This is a genomic window from Pseudoalteromonas sp. ABE4_541 (genome assembly GCF_056312285.1).
In genome coordinates, this window is the sequence record NZ_JBSVEM010000018.1 from 1 (window position 1) to 18,694 (window position 18,694).

Sequence of the window (18,694 nt, forward strand, 5' to 3'; positions counted from 1 at the left end):
ATACTGTCGTCTAGGATTAAGGTGTCAACATGGGAGTCATTGCGCGCGTCATAGCGGTCATACTCATGAATGGTGTCATTACCTTGACCTTGTCCCCAATGATAGGTGTCATTGCCTTGTCCGCCGGATAGCGTGTCATTACCGAGGCCGCCATGTAGAATATCATTGCCGTAGCCACCGTAGAGAGAATCTTCTCCTAAACCGCCATGAAGCACATCATCACCAGAACCCCCGTTAACAATGTCGTTGCCCTTGGCTGCGAGTATTATGTCATTTCCTGAGGCTGTATTTATGGTATCGTTATTGTCGGTACCCGCTAATATATCGTTACTATCACTCTCATTAAATGAATACTCAGTCGCAAGTTCTGAGTTTTTGTATTGACTGACCATATCTGACAATAAAGTGGTAACGCTATTACTATGTTGTAAGGTCACCATGTTTCGGTATATGTCGATGAAGTCAGCAACACCTGAACTAGCTTGCTTTGTTACATGTAGCTCAACTGCTTGCTCAAACTTACTCAAATCATAACTAAAACCTGATTCGGAATAATTAAGCTCTATAGTGTCTAACAGCGGCTTTAAGCGGGTTTGCGCTGCTAAGCTAAAATAAATACGGTCTTCTATCGATTGGTAAGATGTATCGATGGCATTATCTACCATTTGGGTTCGGTTGGCTCTAACTTGGTTGGTGAACCAAGTTGAATTTTGAAAGCCTTGTCCCGGAGTATACTCTACAGAGTCATATGATAATGAGCTTGATGTGCCATAAACATTTTCTAAATTGGCGCCAAATGCTTGAATGATGGAAGCTTTGATAACTTGAGCATTATTTTCTGCCAAATTTGGTAAATTGATTGCAGCATAAATTGGCGTGATGTATTGGTTACTGTTCGTATCAAAGTATCTTGGTCCCAACTGTTGGTAATGAGTCATGTCATCATTCCATTTCCAACCGCCATTTTCATCTGTATACGGTGTTGAGTGAGCTGTTTGTTTTAAGTCCAATATACGCTTGCGCCAAGTGTCGATATGTGAGGTATCACTCCACGCGACAAGTACATCTTGGATAAGGGCTTTTTGTTCATCTCGTGTTTGAGCATGGCTGAATGCTTCAACTTTATCAGCTAATTCCTCACTGAGTGTTGCGGCTTGGCGCAGATCTCGTAAACCATTGGCACCGCTTACTTCAGGTAATGCTGAAGCGCGTTCGCCGACTTCAATAGGTTCGATATGCTCTGAAATAATGGTATTTTGAGCAAAAGCTAGAGCGGAAATATGACCTGTTTCACCTGAATGCCAAGTAAAGGTACTATCAAAGTCAAAGCGGTTACCATTTTGTGTTCGCGAGCTTGCTATAGCGTCTAAGTTGATGGACTTGATTTGCCATTGCTCTAGGTTTTTTAACTCTGAAGCTTGGCTGATCCCATCGGAGTTAATGTCTTGCCATATCTTTAAGTTAGTATAGATACTATCTTGCGCATCTATGATGCCATCGCCATTGTCATCATATTGGGTGAGCGCAGCAAAACCATGCCGTGCCGTTTCGCCTGTTTCATTATTAACAACGGTGTTATCACCGAATAGTTCTCCGCCATTGTCAATGATACCGTTACCATTGAGATCAAGAACAAGTAAGCCATCATCGGCGGCTACCCAACCAGTTGAACTCTTAATGCCATTTTTATTATGATCAAAAAGAACACCAGCATCGAGACTAAGGGTATTAACTCCATCACCATTCAGATCAAAAATCAGAGGGTCAACAGGGCGAGCCGCATCTTGAATATCGGAAAACAGATCAATGAGGTTTGACCATATTGAATCACTAAAGTCACTGACCGCATCGCTCATTGCGTTAAATATGTCTGAAAATGAATTTTCAATTTGATTTAAGTTATTGTCTAACCATTGTCCTACATTATCTAGCCCATCAGAGACATCTGCCATAATCATATCAACAAGGGTATTGATGGCGTTTTGTCCGCCTGCATTTAGGAAGTCGATTAATTTGTTTCCAAGGCTACCACCGAGGTACCCTCCTGCTAGTCCTGCGATAATTGTCGCAGGCACGGCTGCAACACCCACAAAAGCAAGTGTTAAACCAATACCAGCCCCTAAAGCGGCACCAAATAGTGCCCCTGATACGGCTTTTTGTAGGGTTTCTCTTGTTGCCTCTGGTGTTGAGGTATCGCCTACCAATACGCCGACCAATACTGAACCAGCAACACCACCAAATGGCTTTGTAAACTGTTTTACGGAATCTAACATGCTCGCCGTGGTTGAGGATTTCATCGCATTCGCTAATGAAACTACATCAGATGAGTTATAGCCCAAGCGTCTTAACGAATCAGCTTCGCTATTTAAGTAAGAGGCGATACTAGCAGCTGTGGTTGGAGCTATCACTTCAGTTCCACTGGGTGCATGAGAATTAAAAGTACCCGTACCGTCCCATATTTTATGGATATACTGTAAAAGTTCATAGTAGGTAAAAGTACCAGTAGGTGTGCTGGGTTGTGTGTTCATAAAAAGTTCCTTCTCAATTTAATAAGATGCATATTATTCATTTTTGATTTAGTAATTTATACAAGATAGAAGTGGTGAAAACATGGATGATTGCTAGCAATCCAGCGTAGGTAACTATGGATGCTAAAAATGCACGTGTACCGAATACCGGGTCGGATATGCCAATGTAGCAGTAATAAAACACAGTGGCTATAAAAATGACGCCAAAGGCTTTTCTAAAAATTCTAGAGTGATCACAAAATATTTGCATGTAAATCAAGGAGGTTGGTGCAATAGATAAAGTAATAATGCTAAGCAGCCACCAACTGAACGTGCCTAGCAAGTACAGTATGATTGCGGCGGTAATAACAACAAAAAAATACCAGTTATATATTTTGTGTTCATTTCTTAGAGAGTGCTTTATCATAATATCCCTTTGTTATCGTGACTATATTGTTAGTGCTTGAGCTCAAGTAACCTCTGGGCTGTATTTATCTGATCTATAGTATTTATTTACTATAACAGCTCAACCGTTGTGGCTGTTTTCCTATGTAGTACTTGTGCAGCAGTTAATCTAGCCATTAGTGCTCCTTACTTTTATGCTTGTTGATGACATATTGCCCATCAATTTTGATGGCTACGATGTAGCCACAGTGATTATTTTGATTACAGGTTTTTGATTCTATGGTGAGCATATCGTCAGGTTTTAAGTGGGCTATGCTGTCGATATCATCATGAAATGCGTTCCATGTTTTGAGAACGTGATCGACATATCCATGAATTTCTCCACTGTAAATATTGGTAGGCCTGCGATAAGAGTGATACATCACTTGATGCGTTGTTAAGCTTCGAGTATCTTCCGGGAATAGTAACAGTGGCGAAAAAAGAATAGCCGCTAACACTAAAAACTTAATGAACTCTATGATGGTTTTTTTCATACTAACGCTCCCTCGCACCTTCATCGATATGTTGAATAATGGGTGACAACAAAAACTCGATAATACGGCGTTGGCCTGTTTTTATTTCTGCTGAAACCGTCATTCCTGCACTGAGTGGTACTGTTTTCTCCTCTACCAGGATTGTTTGTTTATTGATGGCCACTTTGACAGGAAAAATCAGACCAAGTTGCTCATGTTCAACCGCATCGGTTGATACATCAACCACAGTACCTTCTATAACGCCGTAGCGTGTAAATGGAAAACTCTCGATTTTTACTTCAGCAGTTTGGCCAATATACGCAAAACCTATGTCTTTGTTGAGTAAGCCGGCTTCGACAATGAGTTCGTCGTCAGCTGGCACGATAGTTAGGAGTTGCTGAGCCGGTGTGACAACCTCACCAAGTGTAGTTAAAGAGAGTTTTTCAACAGTACCTGATACAGGAGACACTAAATCGTGCTGCGCGGCTAAAAATTGATACTTGGAAAACTCCTGCTGCAACGAAGCGGTTTGTTGTAGTAACTCGCTTAGCTCTAATTGGGTATTTTTAATCAGCTGCGTAGTGTGTGTTTTTTGCTCTTGTTCGGCGCTTACTATACGATTCTTTAACGCGGTAATATTGGCAGCTTCAACAGGTCGCTGTTCACGCATTTGTATCATTTGCTGTTTGAGTTCTAAATAGGTGGCGCGGGCGACGAGTTTATTATTTTGTAGAGACTCTAATGCATCGGTGCGCTCTTTAAGCAAGGGCAGCACATTATCAATTTGTTTAAGCTTTGCTTGCGCTCCGATTAGTTCGGAGCGCAGCTGCTCAATTTGTGATCTTAAACCCGCTTGCTCATTTTGATATTGATTGAGTTCTGCATTCAATAGTGCTTTATGTTGGGCATTGAGTTGTATATCGTCCAGCTGAACCCCAATACCTACATTATTGAGTAAGATACGCTTACGAGCGACTTGTTGTTTTAGTTCTACCAGTTGCTCTGTGGTTTGTTGTACATTGGCTTTTGCAATCGCGGGGTCGAGGGATACCAGCAGTTGGCCTTTGTGTACCTTTTGCCCTTCACTGATATGAATGGCGGTCACTACACCCGACTCTAAAGGCTGAATGATCTTCACTTTTTGTTTTGGGATTAATTGACCTTGCGCGGTGGCAACTATGTCAATTCTTCCTAAACAAAGCCATATAATAGTCAAACACAGTAATGTCATCAGCGCCCAAATAATTGCCCGAGCGCCTTTGGGTGGAGGTGCCGCCTGAATTTCAAGAGCAGGGGCGAGAAACTCTAGCAACTGTTTATCGATAGCTTGCTTGCTCATGATGGTTGCCCCTGAATGTTTGGCTTCGTTACGTTGTTATCATGCGTGTTTTGCAAACGCATCAAATAGGCGTATTGCCCGTGTTGCTGGATCAATTCATGGTGGTTGCCTTGCTCCACAATTCGGCCTTTATCTAAAACGATAATGCGATTTGCGTGGCGTACTGCGGATAAACGGTGTGCGATAATAAACACGGTTCTTCCTTTGGCGATACGCGTCATGTTTTGGCTAATGATGCGCTCAGACTCGTAATCCAGCGCACTGGTCGCTTCATCGAATATCAAAATACGAGGGTTGGTCAGCAGTGCGCGCGCAATGGCAATACGTTGGCGTTGTCCACCCGATAAGCTAGAGCCCTGTTCGCCTATTTGTGTATCGTATGCCTCAGGCAGGGCACGTATAAACTCATCTGCTCCTGCTAGTTGTGCGACCTGTATTACTTGCTCTAATGGCGCTGACGGGTCGCTCAGTGCGATGTTTTCCCTCACTGAAGCATTGAATAAGAAGTTCTCTTGCATGACTACGCCAATTTTGGGTCTGAGCCAACTTGGACTGACCAAGCTTAAATCAACGTTGTCGATCATTACCCGGCCCGATTCGGGCAAATATAAACGCTGGAGGAGTTTGGTTAAGGAGCTTTTTCCAGAGCCTGAACGGCCAACAATCCCCACAACTTCACCCGCTTTAATGTCCAAATTAATATCAGCTAGCGCATGAGGGCGGTTTGGCGCATAGCGAAAATGAACATGCTCAAGACGTATTTTTCCGGTTAATTGTGGAAGAGTGAGGTTGCTACCAGTCCCCGTTTCTGTGGGTGTATTGAGTACATCGCCGAGGCGCTCGACAGAAATTCGCGCCTGTTGGAAATCTTGCCACAGATTTGCAAAGCGCATGATGGGCGCTGCAACACGTTGTGCCAAAATGTTAAATGCGATGAATTGCCCGATGGAAAGGTTGCCATCGGTTACGGCAATGGCCCCAAAGTACAAAATCAATAGCCCAGTTATTTTGGTAATGTAACTAGATAGTTGGCTGTAAACATTATTCAGTTGAAAGGCTTTAAAAGAGACATTGACGTAATCAGCCAGTTTTTCATCCCACTTGTTACGCATTTGAGGCTCAACAGCCATTGATTTTATCGTTTCTACCCCGTGCACTGATTCAACTAAGAAGGAGTGATTTTCAGCACTGCGTTGAAACTTAGCTTCGAGTTTTTGTCTCAGTGTAGGGCCAAATATTAATGCAACCAAAAAGTATAAAGGCAAGCTAGCCACTACAATCCAAGTCAGCGTTGGGGCGTAATAAAACATGACCGCAAAAAATACCAAGGTAAAAAACATGTCGAGTATGACAGTCAAAGATGAGCCAGTCATGAACTCTCTGACTGTATCGAGCTCTTTTATGCGAGCAACGGTGTCGCCCACACGGCGCGCTTTAAAATAGCTTATGGGCAGTTTTAGCATGTGCTGGTAAAGCTCACTACCTAGGCTGACATCAACGCGATTAGTCGTATGACTAAACAAGTAAGCGCGCAGTGCCGTCAAAAGCACTTCAAAAGTTATGATGATAAAAAAACCAATGGCCAGTACATCGAGTGTGGTCATTCCCTTGTGGACCATCACCTTATCAATCGCCACCTGGAAGAAAATAGGGGAAGCCAACCCAAGTAACTGAATAAAAAATGACGCCAGAAGAACATCGGTAAAATAGCGTTTATATTTAGCCAATGCAGGAACAAACCACTTAAAGCCAAACTGAGTCTGGCTATTCAGTATGCTTGAACGCGGAGTGAGTAAAAGCAGTTCGGGTTGATAAGACTCACTAAATTGCTCAAATGAAATAAGTTCAGGGGCTTTATTTTGGTTGATATCCTGTATCAGGCAAGTGTTTTTGTCGCATTTCGCTATCACCACAAAATGGCCATCTTGATGTTGAGCAATAGCAGGTAGCACATCATTACCGATCTTGTTGATGGGCACTGATTTAAACTTGGCTTTGAGGCCTAAAAACTTGGCTGCGCGTACAATTTGTATATTTAGTAAGTTAAGTTTCTCCATCTCTTGATGAGCGAACTCTTTGTGTAACGCATCCATTTCCACTGGTTTTTGATAATACCTCGCAATTAAAGCTAAACAAGACAGCGCGCTAGCAAATTGATTTGATTGAGATGATTCCATAGTTATTGCCTATATTTTCGGCGTTGTTGCATATCAAGCTTTTGTGTAGATATACTTTTGGCTCTAAAATGGGGAATATATAGGGAAGTATTAACTTGGTAAATAACAAGAAAAAAATTTTCTTATTATAGGGCGGTTATTTTGTGTTTGGTTTAAGGCTGCATCAACTGGTCTTAAACTCTATCTCAATTTTGTTCTCCACCAAGCTTGCGCTACAAGGGGGGTATGAGCGTGTTGTTTTATACACGCGGTCAAAAATATGTATTTCAACACCGGGGTTCAGGGCTTGGTTTGCAACCAACTTAGTGTTATCGAGCAAAGCACTGAGGTTTTTTTCAAGATCTGACATTTTCTGTTCTAGGGTATCGGCTTCTTGGCAATAGTGCATTTGCGTGGCACCGATTTTAGCCATGAGCTGTTTTTTCTTGTCTGCGTCTTTGACTTGATCCGCTTTTTCAATAGTTTGCTGTAAGGTACTTAGTTGTTCGCTGGTTTTGGTCAGTGCTTTGAGGCACTCATCTGTCTCTTGGGTTATTTCAACACCTCGGTGTGCAAGACGGATGGTCATTTTTGCACCAGACTCGGCGCCTATTTCACCAGCAATGATCATCTGCGCATCTAATACTTCACCGCCAAGTAATTTCCCTTTGGGGTTATCGTTTGCTCCCACTTGCAGTAGTCGCTTTGCCTTGATAACGCAGTGGTTACTTTGTTTACTGATGAAAATGTTATCAGCTTCGATGTAAGCGTATTGGCCGTGAGATAAATGAATGTCACCACCAGCAATAAGGCGGCAGGTTAAGCCTTGGTCATCATTTTGATGGTCAAGGTGGCCGATTGCGGCTTGTTTCACATCTATGTGCCCGCCACTAATAAGTTCACCGGATTCGACCGAGCCCATTACAGTGATATCGCCCTTTGCTTTAACCTTCATACCCGCAGATACATTGTGTGTGACAACCACGCTGCCACTGAAATCAACATGACCGCTGCGCACGTCCACATCGCCGATGGTAAATACGTCATCAACGCGCATACCGTTTTGAATATCAGATGGGCAGCCAGCAATACTCGCTATAATTTCTTGGGGGTTATTTGCCGAAATCTCAGCACCATCACCTGCGGTTAGCTCGAAAGTATCTCCATCTTTTGCAGGAATGCTATCTCCTGTTACTGTGAAACCTTCTTTACCTGGGGTAGCGGGTTGTTTAGATGCTAAAACAGTGCCCGGTGAGACGCTGGCAAGTTTGCCAAAATCGCGCATATCCACAGAGCCATCTTCGCGTAGTTTGGGTTGCTTGAGTCGCTCACGCAACGTGGTGACATGAGCTACGAGTTTTGCTGCTTGGCCATCAATGGGTGGACGGCCTTGTGCGATTATGCCTTTTACTTGTGAACCTGGTGGCATTTCTAGTTGCTTTTGAAGCACTTTTTCAAGATAAGCTCGTTTATAGCCGCGACTAACTCCTGCTTTTATGATTTCTTTCTTTGCTTGCTCCACAGTGATCATATCGCCGCCTTTGGCAGTGATCAGTTTGGCGGTAGCCTGCATTTTGTCTTCTGAAATTTCGACAAAAATTTGCGCATTCACTTTTTTAGCAACAACAAGGTGTTTTTCTGGGAAGTCGCTTTTAAAAAAAGCATTAATAGAATCGTGATCAACTTCACAATCGGCAAAAGGAGATTGCTCTAGCGCTTCAATAATAAAAGCGGCATTTGGTGGATTAAGCTGAGCAACATCTAATAGGACGTTTCCGTTATGTGCCAATTTGAACACGTTAGTCACCCTTTACTCTTAATGGCCAGAAAGCTGAACCGAGACAAAAATCAATCGTAATACTTACAGAGTGCTTAATAAATAGTATAGAGTCAAGTGCTTAAGATCAAAGAATGGACATAAAAAAAGCCACGAATGCGTGGCTTCTTCATGCTTATGGGTTAGTTTGTTGAAGGTAATTCCATAATACCGTCAATTTCAATTTGCGAGCCTTTTGGTAACTCTTTAACACCAATGGCCGCACGAGCAGGGTAAGGTGTTTTAAAATGTTGGCTCATAATTTCGTTCACAGTCGCAAAGTTACTTAAATCCGTTAGGAAAATATTCACTTTCACCATGTCTTGTAACTTACCGCCTGCGGCTTCGCACACTGCGGTAAGATTTTTGAATACTTGCTGTGCTTGTTCGGCAAAGTCATCTGAGATCATTTCCATGGTTTCTGGCACTAAAGGAATTTGACCTGAAAGGTAAACTGCCGTGCCGACTTTAACTGCTTGGTTGTAAGTACCGATAGCAGCAGGTGCCTGATCGGTAGAGATAATTGCTTTGTTCATATTATTAAATCCTATTTCTTACGATATACGCGTTGTACATCTGGCATGACACGAATTCGGCGCATAATGTTGGCAACGTGAATTCTGTCTTTTACTGTGATGCCTAAATCTATCACGTATAAGTTACTTTCTTTTTCATCAGTGGCTATTTCAACAATGTTTGCTTGTGTTGTTGCCACTACGTTTGTAAGTTTTGCCAATGCACCTTGGTGGTTGATGATTTCAACGCGCAATGCGGCAATATATTCTTTCTCAGGGTTATCTTCCCATTTTACGACAAAGTATTTGGAACGCTCATTTTCCCAGCCTTTGATATTTTTACACTCTTGGCGGTGTACATTTAGGCCTTTGCCTTGGCTTACATAAGCAGTAATGGCGTCTCCGGGCACTGGGCGACAACATTTTGAGTAGTTAACCAGCATGCCTTCTGTTCCGATTATGGCGGCCTTCGCGCGTTTTGCAACGTTTTCTATGCCATCATCGGTCTGTAGTAAGCGTTTCGCGGTCAGTACGCTCATGATGTTACCGGTGCCAATCTCTACGAGTAATTCTAGCAAGGTGCCGAGTTTGTGCTCTTCTAGCACTCGGTCGAGACTTTCTTGAGGAATATCATCGAGTTTTTTCTCACCCAATGCTGAGTCGAGCAAGCGACGGCCAAGCTGGATGGCTTCTTCTTGATGCTGGCTTTTCAGGTAATTACGAACACCTAAACGCGCTTTACCTGTGACGATAAAGTTGAGCCAAGTGGCATTTGGATGTGCGCCGGAGCTAGTAATGACCTCAACGGTTTGGCCGGTATCTAAGGCTTTACTGAGCGGGTAAGGCTTGCGGTTAACACGCGCACCTACGCAGGTATTTCCTACATCGGTATGCACAGCATAAGCAAAGTCGACGGCTGTCGCACCCATTGGTAGCTCTACGATACGACCATCTGGCGTAAATACGTAAATCTCTTCTGGGAATAACTCGGTTTTAACGTTTTCCACAAATTCAAACGAAGAACCCGCGCTTTGTTGTAGCTCAAGTAAGCTTTGCATCCACTGACGAGCGCGTTGCTGCGCGGTGTGGCCTGCGCTATCACCAGCTTTTTTGTACATCCAGTGTGCAGCGACCCCTTTATCCGCCATATGGTCCATATCATGCGTACGAATTTGGATCTCAACAGGAATACCGTGAGGGCCGACCAAAGAGGTATGCAACGATTGATAGCCATTGGTTTTTGGTACCGCAATGTAATCTTTAAAGCGCGTTTCAATGGGTTTATATAGGTTGTGGGCCACACCAAGCACACGATAACAGGTATCTAAATTATCGACATTGATCCGAAAGGCGTAAATATCCATTACTTCGTTGAACATCAGTTCTTTGTTCAACATTTTTTTGTAAATGCTATATAGATGCTTCTCACGACCACTGACTGAGGCTTTGATACCAGACTCTTCTAGTCGAGATTCTATTTCAGTTTGAATATTGCTGATGACTTCTTTGCGGTTGCCTCGCGCTTTGGCAACTTCCGATTTTAACGCGCGATGGCGCATCGGGTAGAGGGCTTGAAAACCTAAATCTTCCAGCTCATTTTTAATATCGTGAATACCCAAACGATTCGCAATAGGGGCAAAAATTTCCAACGTCTCGCGGGCGATACGGCGGCGTTTGTCTGGACGCAGCGCACCTAGGGTGCGCATGTTGTGAGTTCGGTCTGCTAGCTTGATCAAAATCACGCGGATATCTTGCGTCATGGCCATGATCATTTTGCGATAATTTTCGGCTTGAAATTGCTTTTTGTCTTTAAAGCTGAGTTTATCGAGTTTACTAACTCCCTCAACGAGTTCTGCGACAGTTTCACCAAAAATTTCAGCAAGGTCTTGCTGACTAAAATCAGTGTCTTCAATAACGTCATGCATCAATGCGGCCATGAGCGTTTCATGGTCAAGGCGCATTCCCGCTAAGATCTGTGTTACCTCAACAGGGTGAGTGATATAGGGCTCGCCACTAGAGCGAGTTTGCCCTTCATGGGCTTCACGCGCCACCACATAGGCTTTTTGCACCAGCTCTACATCTTCGGGTGACAAATATTCAGAGATCTTCTTCTTAAGGCCTTCAAAAAGATACATTCACACTCCAGTAATTCGGTGAAGTTATCGATATGTAACGAATATACGATGAATTGACAGAGAAACCAACGGCTAGTCGGGACTTTATTTTTAGGTACGGTTTTTGTTGAGCCATAAAGCAACAATGCCAGCATAAATGCTGGCATTGTTGTTTAAACCTAGACAGTTTTAGTTGTTGCCGCCTACGATAGCTGCAACAGCTGCAAGTTCAGCAGCTTCTTGGTTTTGCTGTTCTTCACGGTCGATTACATCGAGTGAAGAAGTATTAACAAGACCTTTTTCAATTTCACGCAAAGCGATAACCGTTGGCTTATCGTTTTCAGCGTCAACCATAGGATCTTTTCCACCTACAGCGATTTGACGAGCGCGGCGCGCTGCTACCAAGATTAAATCAAAACGGTTACCAATTGCATCTACTGCATCTTCTACAGTTACGCGAGCCATCGAAGCACTCCAAAGTTAAATTCATTTGCAAAAGGCTAGTTTACTGCACGAGAGCCTATTCGCCAAGTGGGTGGTTAAAATTTATCACCAATTTAGCGTAAAAGATCTTCAATTAACGGCGCATAGCGAATTTTCTGTGCGCCTAATTCCATACGAGCCGCCATAACGATGTGTTCAAGTTGGCCAAGCGTGGTATCGAAATCGTCATTAATGAGTACATAATCAAACTCATTGTAATGAGAGCTTTCAGACTTTGACTGCGCCATACGAGATGCAATTACTTCTTTTGAGTCTTGTCCGCGGCCGTTTAAGCGATTTTCCAGCTCTTCTAGTGAGGGCGGTAAAATAAACACTGTTTTTACGTCGGGTACTAGTTTGCGAACTTGCTGTGCGCCTTGCCAGTCAATATCTAGAAATACGTCAATACCACTGTTTAGTTGCTCTTCAACCGCTGCTTTTGAGGTGCCATAGTAATTATCAAACACCTTTGCCCACTCAAAAAAATCGCCTTGTTCAACGAGTTTTTCAAATTGCTCAACGGTGACGAAATGGTAGTGTTCTCCGTCATTTTCACCGGGTCTAGGGGCGCGAGTGGTGTGCGACACAGACATTTTGATATCTGAATACTTTTCTAACAACGCTTTTATCAAGCTCGATTTACCAGCACCTGATGCTGAAGAAAGAATAAAAAGATTGCCGCGAGTAGTCACTGTCATAGGTTGTTGCTCATCAACTAACTGGTGGTTGACACCAATAAATTAAACCAAACGCTTATTCTAAACGTTAGTGCGTGACGATGCCAGCCATAAAAGAAGTTGAAGATAGTGCTTGGAGCTTAAACTCTATTTTGTGAATTTTTTGGTTTGTTGCGATTGGGCTTAATGAAGTGGGAAACGCGGTTTCGGTTAACTACTAATTATCCATTTATTAACCATCAGATGTTCTGAGTGGCTGTATTTATTATTGGTTATATTTAAATTCTTTTAATAACAGTTTTTTTATATCCAAATTGGGTACGCAGGGGAGAGCTCTGTTTTATAACTAAGATTCAGATAATTTTGTATTCATGTATATTAATTGTGACAGGTACGGGGCTGTTTTTAATATTATTTTGTTGTTTTTTTGTTGGGCTGTGATAGTTTTTTATGTGGCTTAAAAGCCAGGATAAAAAAATAAAATTTGTAAAAAGGAACAACACAATGCAATTCAAAAAAACTGCGCTGTATAGCTCAATGTTAGCTGTATTGCTTCCAAACGCAGCACTCTCTGCGGAAGATACTCAACAGGTAGAAAAAATCGAAGTAACAGGTTCAAGAATACTTCGACAAGAATTCGAATCAGCCAGCCCTATCGCATCATTCGACGAAAGTGACTTGATCGCATCGGGTGTAGGTAGTGTTGATGAGTTTTTGAAAAACATTCCTTCTTTTACCGGCTACCAGATGGGTGGCAGTACCAACAACAATAGTGATCAAGGTCAGAAAAAAATCGACTTACGTGGTCTTGGTTTTGAAAGAACACTGGTACTTATCAATGGTCGTCGTCAAATTGGTGATGTAAACGGTGATGGTGCGGTTGACTTAAACGCCGTACCTATGGCGTTGGTTAAGCGTATTGAAGTACTCAAAGATGGTGCTTCAACGATTTATGGTACCGATGCGATTGCTGGGGTAGTGAATATCATTCTTAAAGATGACTTTGAGGGGGCGGAAGTTTCTATTTCATACGGCGCGGGCACGGAAGAATGGGATGCTGAAAATAAAGGTATTGCATTTACCTTTGGTGTTGCTGGTGACCAAGGTAACATCGTTGCATCACTAGAATACTCAAAGCAGGGTGAAATTAAACAGCTAGATCGTGACTTTGCAGCGAGAGGTATTTTCCCTGTATTAAACGAAGATAAAAGTGCTTTTATTTTAGGCCCGTCGGGTTCATCAAACAGTCGTCGTATTCGTGGCGTTCCCGGTTATCCGGATGATGGTTTTATCGTTGATGAACAGACAGGTAAAGTGCGCATTTTCGAAGGTGATAAAGATTTTTACGATTTCTCACCTGTAAATGCGTTGATGCAGCCTAATGAAAAGTGGCAATTTGGTTTAAATGCCAAAATAGACGTATCAGACACAGTTCAAGCATTTGGTGAAGCGCTCTATACCAAACGTACCTCGCAAGAGCGTTTGGCACCGGATGCCTCGTTTGGTGTGACGAATAGTTACATTAGTAAGCTAACTGGTGAAGAGCAGTGGAATGACTTAGTGCCAGCTTCTAACCCGTATAACCCATTTGGTGTAAACGCTGATAACGATTTTGGCGTGTCAAATGAAGCGGTGCGTGTTAATCGTCGTTTTGTTGAATCAGGTGGTCGTTTATTCCAACAATCTACTGATACTTTTAGAATCGTATCAGGTTTTAAAGGTGAGTTTTCAGATAGCTTATTCTGGGATGTATCATACACCTTTGCGCAAAATGAGAATATCCAAAACACGCGTAACTATCACCGCCTAGATAAGTGGGAAATTGCGGTAACACCAGAGCTGTGTAATGCGGATGCGGCGTGTAAGGCGGCAGGTGTATTAAACCCGTTTGCACCATACGGTAGTATCTCGCAAGAGCAAATGGACTTTTTAAGCGTTGGCTCATTAAAGAACCTCTACTTTGGTCAAATGCAATTATGGCAGTTTAACCTATATGGCGATATCAACGCCGATATCTTAGCTGGTGGTCCGATTGGTTGGGCACTTGGTTACGAAACCCGTAAAGAGAAAGGGTCATTTACGCCGGACGAATTTGCGTCAGAGGGTTTAACGACAGATGGCGCATCAGCACCACAATCAGGTAGTTTCTCGGTCGATGAAATTTACGGTGAGTTATACCTGCCAGTATTAGATAATTTGTCTATCAGTACCTCAGCACGTTACTCTGACTATGACACCAGTGCCGGCTCTGACTTCAACTACAAAATTGGTTTTGACTGGAATGTGTTGGATGGAGTTAAAGTACGTGGTGGCTTCGCGACGGGCTTTAGAGCGCCGAATATCAGTGAGCTAAACCAACAAGATACTTCAGACTTCCCTGTCGCAGAGTCACTGTGTGAGTTTGCATCGGCAATCCCAGGTCAATCTCAAGTACGTAACGATATTTCACAAACGGTGCGTGATAACTGTGCGGCAATGGGTGTATCACCAGCTGAATTGGGTTTTGCGTGGCAGTCTACTTATACAACAAAAGCGCCAACGGTGGATTTAAAACCTGAAGAGTCAGAGTCAATCACCTTTGGTGTGGTGTATCAGTCACAAGCGATTGAAAACTTAATTGTGAGCGTTGATTATTGGAACATCAGTGTCGATCAGTGGATTGGTGATATTCCATATAATGATTTATTTTCACAGTGTATGAACTCGGTCGGTTTATCTAGCCCTGCTTGTAATGCGTTCCCTGATGGCAAACCTTATGATGGTATTTTCCCGGCGGACGCAGAATCGGCGTTTGGTAACCTAGGCAAAGTGGAAACGGACGGTATTGATTTTGAAGTTCAATACGGTTTGGAGGCGCTTGAAGGTAAGTTTGACTTCTTATTCTCGGGTACTTATGTCATGAGCCGCGAAGAAAACTGGCCAAGCCTTGGCTTCCAGCGTGATGTTGTTGGCACTGCAGATGGCTTTGCGGTATTCCCTGAGTGGCGTACGAACACCACATTACGTTATAGCCGCGATGACTGGAGCGTTGCGTGGGATACAACTTATATCGATGAAACAACGGATAAGAACCGCCCTGCAAACATCACCGCGGACAACATCGCAGATGCTGTGCTCTATCATGACTTATCTGCAAACTACAACTTTGAGTCTGCTTCTGTAAGTATTGGTATCAACAACTTATTAGACAAAGAACCCCCGTACTTCCACAGTGCGTTTAACGCGAACACTGAGCCAGGTGTTTATGACGTGATTGGTCGTCGTCTATTCGCTAACGTGAAGTTTAACTTCTAATTTAAGCGGAATTTAAGACGAAAAAAGAGTGGCGTTTGCCACTCTTTTTTTTTGCTTGTTAAAGGTAATGACACATTTACTCGTCGGAATAGGCTTTACCTTGTTTTATCCACTGTGCGGCCGGTTTGCCTTTTAAGTGGTGGTCAAAGTACTCCATCATACGAATTGAGAAGTCCACTTGATTTGGGAACTTTTTCAGATGATGTGGCTCGCCTTCGTATTGCAAGAATATGGCATCTTTATTGTGGCGACGAAGCGCGAGGTAGTATTGAATACCTTCTTGCCATGGCACAGCACCATCGTGATCACCAAACATAATTAGGATAGGTGTGTTGACCTTGTCTGCATAGAAGACCGGTGAATTTTCAATGTATAACTCAGGTGCTTCGATTAGTGTTTTCCCAATACGGCTTTGCCCTGTTTCGTATTGGAACTGACGTGCTAAGCCTGATTTCAATCGAATACCACTGTAAGCCGAGGTCATGTTAGAAACTGGTGCACCAGATACGACCGCTTTAAACATATCGGTTTGTGTCACCATAAAGGCGCTTTGGTATCCCGCCCAAGAGTGGCCTTGTAAACCAATTTTATCTGGATGTGCTACACCCATATCAATCAGCTTTTGTGCTGCATTGATCATGGTTTGTGTTGATGAACGACCTGGATAGCCAATTTCAAATCGAATGTCTGGTAAGAATACTGCGTAGCCATTTGAGGTGAACATTGGGAAGTTAGGCCTATGATTTAACTCCATTTTTGGGAAGTCATACATACGTTGACTCATGTAGCGATAGAAGTAAATTACAACAGGTACCTTATCGCCCTTTTTGTAACCTGCAGGTTTGATCAGTACGCCTTGTAAATCTTCACCATCATAACCTTTGTATCGCACCAATTCTGGTTTTTCGCCCCATGCAAATTGCTGAGTTTGAGGGTTTAAATTGGTCACTTTTTGTGGCTTTTGAAATGCTGTGTTGGTGTGCCAATAGTCGGGAAACTGATGATAGGTTTGTTTGGTAAAGATGAGTTTGTCAGACTCTTTTGCCTTTTTAACTAGAGTAAAACGCGCTTCGCCGCTTAATACCGCGGTGAGTTTATTATCAGTCAATGACAAAGTAGCGACATGGGTCTGCTTGTTAGCCAAGTTGTGTGCTTCAAGCAACAATCTGTCGTCACGGCTAAAACCGAGTTTATCGTCGCCAAGTTGTTTAACACGGTATTGGGTTTGTGTTTCTTTACCTTGCGTTAAGCGCGTTGCTTGTTGCGTTTGAACATCAAAGGCCCAAATATCGTATTTAGAGTAAACATACACAACGTTGCCATCTAGCTGCCAACCCGCAAAGCCATAACCAGGTTGTGGTTGCGGGTAGTCGTGTCTATCATCGGCGAAGATTGCGTCTTTAACAGCTTTGCTGATAGCCGATTCGCTTTGCTGCGCTAAGTCTTTTAGCCAAACTTGCTGGTTTTTAAAATAAACCGCATGCTTACCTGTTGGTGACAAACTTGGCTTAAATGGAGATTCTTTGACAATGAGTTGCTTTTTGCCACTTGTAGCGCTGACCGCGTAGTAATCGTCATAAAAGCCTTTATACATGATCTGTTTTAGGTAAGGCTGGTCATTACTCGCCAGCAGAAAGTTGGCCTCAGTATTTAGGGTAATATTAGGCAGTGAGTCATCGCTCAGCTGGACAACTTGTTCGCCATTAATGTGATAAACGGCTTGATAATGGCGATGCTTATTCACATCTTTCCATGATTTTGCCTCACGAGTTTTTATTTCTGGGTCGTTGTTGTGCCAAATTTGTAGGCCCTTTTGTGCCCGGATCACATCAACATCGGTTAATGAGTTTTGCGCTTCGTATTTAAGTTCTTTTGGTTTCGCTGCTAAAGCCGGACGGTTTTCAAAATACAGGCGCTCACCTTCTTTGGACCATTTTAAAGAGGCAGTTTTACCACTTTGCCAACCTCGTTGGTGGACAATATGCTGGGTCTTATTTTCATTGATATGCCAAAGTGTCAGTTGGTAATTTCTGCGACGCTTATCATCATTAACGTAGTTACTTTGATAAAAAGCCACCCTTTGCCCCTTAGGGTGCCACGCGATTTGGCTCACCGTTATACCGGGTTCGTCAAACAAAATATGCTGCTTAGCAGTGTCTAGTTCAAGATAAGTGATGTGGTTTTTCGCCCCGTCGTCACTAACGGTATTAAACAAAATGCCGTTAGCGGCAGGACTTAGGGCATATTTTGCAACATTGTGAATGCGCTGAACCGCTTGGGTTTTGAGGTTCACCACGACTAAGGTATAAGCTTTATCCCCTTTGTCTGATGGAATGCTGACTTGCTCTTCACGGGGAGTTTCTTTACTTTTTGGCTTGTCTTTTTTATCAGTGCTTTTTTCGCGATAAGCTAACCACTGGCCATCGTCAGAAAGCTGATAGTCACTAATGTTCTCAAATGTGTGTTGTTCACCCGTACTTGTACTAACGAGGATTAGGTTGGTAGGCAGTTTTTTTTTGGCCTTTTTATCAGCGGTTTCTTGTTCTAATAATGAAGCAGGCTGCTTAAATGCCACCCAGTTTGCTGACTTATTAATGAATGGCTTGGTGCCTCTGGGGATTTGTGCAAGTAGCTGGTTGGTTTGTAAATTATATATTTGACCAATCGAGTCACCACGATAGGGCTGAGCCGATAAACTGAGGAACTGACCATCCTCGGATAGCACGGTGCCTCGTGCATACTTATAATCAAAAACATCGGTAAATTTTAGCGGGGCTTTGCCGGCAACGGCGGAGCCCGCAAACAGCATGCTTGCAGCAAGCAAAGAATAAGTGGATTTCATTTTTTAACTTTAGTTATGGGCCATGTTAGGGTTT

General features: G+C 43.0%; 11 protein-coding genes. 1 reads left to right on the forward strand and 10 read right to left on the reverse strand.

The features are described from left to right. The 9 genes from ACW689_RS16195 to gmk form a co-directional block, all read right to left on the reverse strand. On the reverse strand, positions 1-2,528 hold a 2,528-nt coding region (locus tag ACW689_RS16195), incomplete at its 3' end, for a calcium-binding protein (RefSeq protein WP_476292987.1). A 560-nt stretch (positions 2,529-3,088) separates the two neighbouring features. Beyond that, a complete protein-coding gene (locus tag ACW689_RS16200) occupies positions 3,089-3,445 on the reverse strand; it encodes a hypothetical protein (protein ID WP_476292988.1) in 357 nt (118 codons plus the stop codon). Position 3,446: 1 nt separating this feature from the next. Beyond that, positions 3,447-4,763, reverse strand: coding sequence for an HlyD family type I secretion periplasmic adaptor subunit (locus tag ACW689_RS16205; RefSeq protein ID WP_476292989.1), 1,317 nt, complete (start codon positions 4,761-4,763; stop codon positions 3,447-3,449). Next, the gene (locus ACW689_RS16210; protein WP_476292990.1) at positions 4,760-6,940 is read right to left on the reverse strand and encodes a type I secretion system permease/ATPase; all 2,181 of its coding nucleotides are present in this window, start codon (positions 6,938-6,940) and stop codon (positions 4,760-4,762) included. The genes ACW689_RS16205 and ACW689_RS16210 overlap by 4 nt, the downstream gene beginning before the upstream one ends. A gap of 163 nt (positions 6,941-7,103) precedes the next feature. After that, on the reverse strand, positions 7,104-8,717 hold the full coding sequence (locus ACW689_RS16215) for a DUF342 domain-containing protein (RefSeq protein WP_476293117.1): 1,614 nt from the start codon (positions 8,715-8,717) through the stop codon (positions 7,104-7,106). 161 nt (positions 8,718-8,878) lie between these two features. After that, positions 8,879-9,271 (reverse strand): RidA family protein, encoded by a 393-nt coding sequence (locus ACW689_RS16220; protein ID WP_476292991.1) that lies wholly within the window; start codon positions 9,269-9,271, stop codon positions 8,879-8,881. Between the two features lie 11 nt (positions 9,272-9,282). After that, the gene (gene spoT, locus ACW689_RS16225) at positions 9,283-11,385 is read right to left on the reverse strand and encodes a bifunctional GTP diphosphokinase/guanosine-3',5'-bis pyrophosphate 3'-pyrophosphohydrolase (protein ID WP_476292992.1); all 2,103 of its coding nucleotides are present in this window, start codon (positions 11,383-11,385) and stop codon (positions 9,283-9,285) included. A gap of 168 nt (positions 11,386-11,553) precedes the next feature. Then, on the reverse strand, positions 11,554-11,829 hold the full coding sequence (gene rpoZ, locus ACW689_RS16230) for a DNA-directed RNA polymerase subunit omega (protein ID WP_476292993.1): 276 nt from the start codon (positions 11,827-11,829) through the stop codon (positions 11,554-11,556). Positions 11,830-11,921: 92 nt separating this feature from the next. Continuing rightward, positions 11,922-12,545, reverse strand: a complete 624-nt coding sequence (gmk, locus tag ACW689_RS16235; protein ID WP_476292994.1) for a guanylate kinase — start codon at positions 12,543-12,545, stop codon at positions 11,922-11,924. A gap of 483 nt (positions 12,546-13,028) precedes the next feature. Here gmk and ACW689_RS16240 point away from each other — a divergent pair, with 483 nt between their 5' ends. Next, complete coding sequence (locus tag ACW689_RS16240) at positions 13,029-15,818, forward strand: TonB-dependent receptor plug domain-containing protein (RefSeq protein ID WP_476292995.1); 2,790 nt, start codon at positions 13,029-13,031, stop codon at positions 15,816-15,818. Between the two features lie 76 nt (positions 15,819-15,894). On the opposite strand, the gene ACW689_RS16245 is transcribed toward ACW689_RS16240, so the two are convergent. Continuing rightward, a complete protein-coding gene (locus tag ACW689_RS16245) occupies positions 15,895-18,660 on the reverse strand; it encodes a S9 family peptidase (protein ID WP_476292996.1) in 2,766 nt (921 codons plus the stop codon). Positions 18,661-18,694: the final 34 nt, after the last annotated feature.

What these genes read in the sequence shown, in the direction of transcription:
- spoT (WP_476292992.1), bottom strand. Translation starts at nt 11,385, where the DNA reads ATGTATCTTTTTGAAGGCCTTAAGAAGAAGATCTCTGAATATTTGTCA.
- ACW689_RS16240 (WP_476292995.1), top strand. Translation starts at nt 13,029, where the DNA reads ATGCAATTCAAAAAAACTGCGCTGTATAGCTCAATGTTAGCTGTATTG.
- ACW689_RS16205 (WP_476292989.1), bottom strand. Translation starts at nt 4,763, where the DNA reads ATGAGCAAGCAAGCTATCGATAAACAGTTGCTAGAGTTTCTCGCCCCT.
- ACW689_RS16200 (WP_476292988.1), bottom strand. Translation starts at nt 3,445, where the DNA reads ATGAAAAAAACCATCATAGAGTTCATTAAGTTTTTAGTGTTAGCGGCT.
- rpoZ (WP_476292993.1), bottom strand. Translation starts at nt 11,829, where the DNA reads ATGGCTCGCGTAACTGTAGAAGATGCAGTAGATGCAATTGGTAACCGT.
- ACW689_RS16220 (WP_476292991.1), bottom strand. Translation starts at nt 9,271, where the DNA reads ATGAACAAAGCAATTATCTCTACCGATCAGGCACCTGCTGCTATCGGT.
- ACW689_RS16210 (WP_476292990.1), bottom strand. Translation starts at nt 6,940, where the DNA reads ATGGAATCATCTCAATCAAATCAATTTGCTAGCGCGCTGTCTTGTTTA.
- ACW689_RS16245 (WP_476292996.1), bottom strand. Translation starts at nt 18,660, where the DNA reads ATGAAATCCACTTATTCTTTGCTTGCTGCAAGCATGCTGTTTGCGGGC.
- gmk (WP_476292994.1), bottom strand. Translation starts at nt 12,545, where the DNA reads ATGACAGTGACTACTCGCGGCAATCTTTTTATTCTTTCTTCAGCATCA.